The sequence below is a fragment of the Pseudomonas wayambapalatensis genome, from assembly GCF_049942315.1.
Classification (GTDB): Bacteria; Pseudomonadota; Gammaproteobacteria; order Pseudomonadales; family Pseudomonadaceae; genus Aquipseudomonas; species Aquipseudomonas wayambapalatensis.
This window is the reverse complement of sequence record NZ_JBNFMU010000124.1, coordinates 1-4,873: the sequence shown is the minus strand read 5'-3', so window position 1 is coordinate 4,873 and position 4,873 is coordinate 1. Positions and strand designations below refer to the sequence as shown.

The window sequence follows — 4,873 nt, the reverse complement described above, 5'->3', positions numbered from 1 at the left end:
CTTCGCGGGTAAACCCGCTCCTACAGGTACTCCGCTGATTTTGAGTACAGCGGGGTACCTGTAGGAGCGGGTTTACCCGCGAAGCAGGCGATGCGGTATATGGCACGGGCGTTGCCCGTGATCGCGGGGCAAGCCCGCTCCCACAGAGGCCCTGCAAGCCTTTTGGAAATGAGTACGGACTAATGCAGGGATAGCGGCCGCGCTCGACTCTTGAGCTGCACCTGCGCCAACGCGCACTCCAACAGCGAGCGCACGGCGTCGAGCTCGTGCATCACGCTAAGCAGCATGATCGTGGCGGGGGATTTGGGGAGGGAGGTGATCGACTGGTTGGCTACCGCCAGGCCACACATGGTGTATTCCATGGCTTCGACCAGGGTGTCTTCGAGGTAGTCGGGGGCTTCTGTAGTGTGCGGTGGGTCGGGGACTATCTTGAGCATGGCGTGATCTCGTCTATTAGATTGAACCACCACGACACCACTTGCATTTGATGGGTGGCGGCTACGTACAGGTCTGCAAGACCGGAAGACGAGAAAACCGGCAGATCCGAAGATCTCCCGCACGTAGCCACCATAGACGGCGTGACCGAGTAGGCTCGGCCAGCGAAGGTAGTCTCATCTTCGGGCTTGCAGGCCCGGTCGTTGATTTGGCAACGACCCGGCGAGACTAGTCGTCATCTGGATGACGCAAAAGCGGACAGAGGATGCTTGGGAAAGGGCCTACATCAAATAGCGAAAATCTGATTCGTTCGTGTAGGAAGCCATCTAATTTTGGGGTGAGTTGCTTGCTGGAGGTTATGTAGTACACATCAGTGCGCCGTCAGCAGCTAGAAAGCAATAGGGGCTTCCCTCCCCTGCCAGTCTCCGCTTCGCAGGTCGGCTAGGCCATCATCGTTGCACTTGCGCACACGCACATCCTGCGGTCGCGTGATCAAGCTCGCTGGATATTTCTTTAGCCAGCTCGATGAAGACACGCACCGCCGCACTCAGAAAAGCGTCTTTACGCCGCATTAGAACGGCCCGTCGCTGCAAGCGCTCCGGCTCCAGTGTGATGGCTACAAGGTCGTCATGGGCCAACGCAATTCTGGCAGGCAACAAGGTCGAGAGATTCGTCCGGCGAACGATCTCGATCACTGCGCCGAGGGCATTGGCCTCCATCTGCACCTTGGGACGAATCTCATGTTTGCGGCAGTAGCGGTCGATTTGCTCGCGAGTGGCAAACTCTGTGCTGAGCAGGACCAAAGACTCTGCACTCAGGCCGTGCGAGGTAATGGAGCGTTCCTCGGCCAGGCGGTGTCTGCGGTTCATGACCAAAGCAAGCGTTTCGTTCAGCAAGGGGATGGCTTCGATATCCGGCGCATGTATTTCATCAAATGCGATCCCTACGTCCAACTCTCCCGCCAACAGCAACTCCTCGATACGCTCCTGGGAGATCTCTTTCAGGTTGACGGTGATCTTGGGGTATCTGGAGTGAAATGCCTCGATCAGCGGCCCCACCAGATAGGTCGTGAACGTCGGCGTTACGGCAACACGCAATGAGCCACGGCTGAGGTCGCTGACATCATGTATAGCCCTTTTGGCTTCCTGCAGTTCCTGATACGCACGGCGCGCATAGAGAAGGTAGACATCCCCCGCGTCAGTCAAACGCGTCGTGCGGCCTGATCGGTCGAACAACTGGGCTCCCAGGCTCTCTTCCAACTGCCTGACTTGCTGAGAAAGCGCCGGCTGAGAGACATGCAGCGCTGCTGCGGCCTTCGTGAAGCTGAGATGTTCTGCAACGGCCAGGAAATACTGGATGTGGCGAGCGAGCATGCCTAAACCCATAAGATAATCTGATCCAGCTCATAATAAATGAGACTTTTACCTTATGTCATGCGCTGCTTAATCTCCGTCTCACACCCAGCGACATCGAGACAGCAACCATGAAAGCGATCATCGACGGATTTCTGAAGTTTCAAAAAAACGCCTTTCCGGAGCGGGTCAAACTGTTCAAGGACCTTGCCAATCAGCAAGCGCCAAAGGCTCTCTTCATCTCCTGCTCTGATAGCCGACTGGTGCCTGAACTGGTCACCCAACGCGAGCCAGGCGATCTGTTTGTAATCCGCAACGCCGGCAATATCGTGCCCTCGTATGGGCCAGAGCCGGGTGGGGTTTCGGCGTCGGTCGAATACGCGGTCGCCGGCCTCAAGGTTGCAGACATCGTGATCTGCGGCCACTCCGACTGCGGCGCGATGACCGCCATCGCCACCTGCAAATGCCTGGATCACATGCCCGCCGTAGCCAGCTGGTTGCGGTACGCCGACTCAGCCAAGGTAGTCAATGAGGCCCGTCAGCATGCGGACGGCCCAAGCAAGGTTGCTTCCATGGTGCGCGAAAACGTGGTCGCGCAGTTGGCCAACATCCAGACCCACCCCTCCGTGCGCTTGGCGCTCGAAGAAGGCCGCGTGACCCTGCACGGTTGGATCTATGACATCGAGACCGGACGTATCGACGCTTTTGATGGCAGCACCGGCACCTTCGTGTCTCTCGCGCAAAACCCAGAAGTCCACGCCGTTTCCCAGCCGGCCAGGCACGTCGCCTGAAGCCTGTATCTGCACCTTTTCTTACCCAGGAGACTCACCATGATCCAGACTCAAGCCACCCGCACCGCTCGCCAGGAACTGACCGAAGTCATCATCCAGGCCAAGGCTCGCAAGGACCTGTCCTTTGCGCAAATCGTTGACGGTACGGGCCTGTCCGAGGCCTTTGTCACCGCAGCCTTGCTTGGCCAGCATCCGCTGCCTGAAAGCGCCGCGAAGGTCGTAGGCGAAAAGCTCGATCTCGATGCTGATCAAGTCGCACTGCTGCAATCGATGCCGATCCGCGGCAGCTTCTTCGACGGGGTGCCGAGCGACCCTACCATCTACCGCTTCTACGAAATGATGTCGGTGTATGGAACCACCCTCAAAGCGCTGGTCCACGAGAAGTTCGGCGACGGCATCATCAGTGCCATCAACTTCAAGCTGGACATCAAGAAGGTCGAAGATCCGGACGGTGGTCACCGTGCTGTGATCACCCTGGACGGCAAGTATCTGCCTACCAAGCCTTTCTGATGTAGCTCAGCCCGGCGCCATACCGCGCCGGGCCATCTCCAACATTCATGACGACTGAGCGCCGATCGGATGCTCAGGCCTTCTTACGCCCTCAGTACAGGTGATCACCATGAAACTCTTACTCGTTTTGTTCCTAGGCGGCCTTGGTTCTGTTGCCATGGCCGATGACCAAGGTACTCGAACTGCACCAATGACGGTTGAACCCTATCGCTACTCTCAGAACCTGGATATCGCGCACGTTGTGGCTGTTACCCCGGTGCCCAATGTCTGCGAAGTTGTGCCGATGCAGCTGACTTACGACGACTCCAATGGCGAGCGGCATATCATGGAGTACAGAATCGTGGGGAATGGCTGTGCCAACAACTGATGCGCCGTCCATACTCCAGCTCGACAGGCAGTTCCTGGGCATCAGGGCAGATGGGATCGAGGCTTGGCATCCTGTATAGACGCAAGCCCACTGCGAAAATCGCTGGGGGCTTTTTGCTTCCGACAGAGGGTGATCTGCCGACTCGTCTGCGGGACGGGAATCTGGACGGCAGACTACCCTCCTGAAACTTCAGAGCCTGTACTCAATGGTGTAGGACTCATCGTCTCTCGGTTCTATCGTAATAGGAATGCCGAAGAGCTTTCCTCGACATTCACTGACGCTACACCGATACACATTTCCCTGCTGGAGCTGATTCCAGAGCCCTTCGTCATGTATCGCAATCTGCAACACACGGTTGTTCGGATCCTCTCTGACCTGAGCAACGTGATGGTCGAGGTCGCACCCGAATTCAGCAGTAGTAAACTCGGGATCGTAGCCGATCAGCACACCGTGCCTTTTCAGATCTTCCCGAATACGCTCAATCACGTTCTCTGCTTCTTGTTTTAGCATGATCGTTGTCTCGCGGCGTTGTACTCATCAAAACTCTAGCTGACCCTGATGGTTTTGGTTGGGTATCGTGCAATCAACGACTCACCCTCATTCCTGAAATTCCCCACCGCCTTAGGAGGGGAAGCTGGCGGTAGCGGGTGACTGCTTTCGACCCATTTCGGACACTGAAAAATCGCGTTTCGTAAGTGCGACGCCCACTCCGTGGGAGCGGGTTTACCCGCGAAGCAGGCGATGCGGTGCATGCACGGCATCGAGCGCAGCATGATCGTGGCGGGGGATTTGCGCCTGATTGAGTGACTGGGTTGCGTCCAGGAGATTTCTTCTCTCGGCCACAAACACGCTTGACCTCAAGTTGACTCGAGGTTGCAGACTGCCCGCTCCTTCCTCTGGAGCAATCCCATGTCCGCAGATTCCCGCCCCGCATTCGCGCTGTCCAATCCACCCGGGCTGTACGACCCGAGCAGCAACGGGTACTCCCACGTCGCCGCAGTAGCACCTGGAGCCAGGCTGTTGTTCATTGCCGGGCAAGGTGGCGAGGATGTCGACGGGCGACTGCCCGCCGAGTTTGCCGCGCAGGCCAGGCAGGCACTCGCCAATTTGGACACGGCACTGCGGTCGCAGGGCGCGAGCTTGCAACAGGTATTCAAGCTGACCTTGTTGATCGTCGATCATGATGAGCATCGCTTGCGTGAATGGGTCAGCGAAGCAAATCGGGTCTGGGAAAGCGGGCATCCGGTCTGCACCCTGATCCCCGTTCCACGGCTGGCGCTGGATGGGATGTTGGTGGAGATCGATGCGGTGGCCGCTTGCTGTGAGAAGGTCTGAGTTCAACCTGACGTAACCCGCTGTGCCTGTGACACGGCGGTGTCTTTTTCGCGGGCAAGCCCGCTCCTACAGGTATCGCGTCG

Annotated in this window: 7 protein-coding genes; 4 read left to right on the top strand and 3 right to left on the bottom strand. The window is 57.6% G+C overall.

Annotation, left to right across the window (positions count from 1 at the left end; translation table 11 throughout):
* Positions 1-179 precede the first annotated feature (179 nt).
* Both ACPZMI_RS06915 and cynR read right to left on the bottom strand, forming a co-directional pair.
* Positions 180-437 carry a hypothetical protein gene (locus tag ACPZMI_RS06915; RefSeq protein ID WP_426351936.1) on the bottom strand — a complete coding sequence of 86 codons (258 nt, stop codon included), beginning with the start codon at positions 435-437 and terminating at the stop codon, positions 180-182.
* A 447-nt stretch (positions 438-884) separates the two neighbouring features.
* Positions 885-1,808, bottom strand: coding sequence for a transcriptional regulator CynR (cynR, locus tag ACPZMI_RS06910; protein ID WP_426351935.1), 924 nt, complete (start codon positions 1,806-1,808; stop codon positions 885-887).
* A gap of 110 nt (positions 1,809-1,918) precedes the next feature.
* On the opposite strand from cynR, the gene ACPZMI_RS06905 reads away from it, so the two are divergent.
* From ACPZMI_RS06905 to ACPZMI_RS06895, 3 genes are all read left to right on the top strand, one after another.
* Positions 1,919-2,578: a carbonic anhydrase gene (locus ACPZMI_RS06905; protein ID WP_186668860.1), complete on the top strand. Its 660-nt coding sequence runs from the start codon at positions 1,919-1,921 to the stop codon at positions 2,576-2,578.
* A gap of 39 nt (positions 2,579-2,617) precedes the next feature.
* On the top strand, positions 2,618-3,088 hold the full coding sequence (gene cynS / locus ACPZMI_RS06900; protein WP_054895305.1) for a cyanase: 471 nt from the start codon (positions 2,618-2,620) through the stop codon (positions 3,086-3,088).
* 109 nt (positions 3,089-3,197) lie between these two features.
* Positions 3,198-3,455, top strand: a complete 258-nt coding sequence (locus ACPZMI_RS06895) for a DUF2790 domain-containing protein (protein ID WP_186668858.1) — start codon at positions 3,198-3,200, stop codon at positions 3,453-3,455.
* Between the two features lie 189 nt (positions 3,456-3,644).
* Here ACPZMI_RS06895 and ACPZMI_RS06890 read toward each other — a convergent pair whose 3' ends face one another.
* The gene (locus ACPZMI_RS06890; RefSeq protein ID WP_186709870.1) at positions 3,645-3,965 is read right to left on the bottom strand and encodes a hypothetical protein; all 321 of its coding nucleotides are present in this window, start codon (positions 3,963-3,965) and stop codon (positions 3,645-3,647) included.
* A 399-nt stretch (positions 3,966-4,364) separates the two neighbouring features.
* Between ACPZMI_RS06890 and ACPZMI_RS06885 the strand changes: the two genes are divergently transcribed.
* Entirely contained in the window at positions 4,365-4,790 is a 426-nt protein-coding gene (locus ACPZMI_RS06885; protein WP_426351934.1) for a RidA family protein, read from the top strand.
* Positions 4,791-4,873 lie beyond the last annotated feature (83 nt).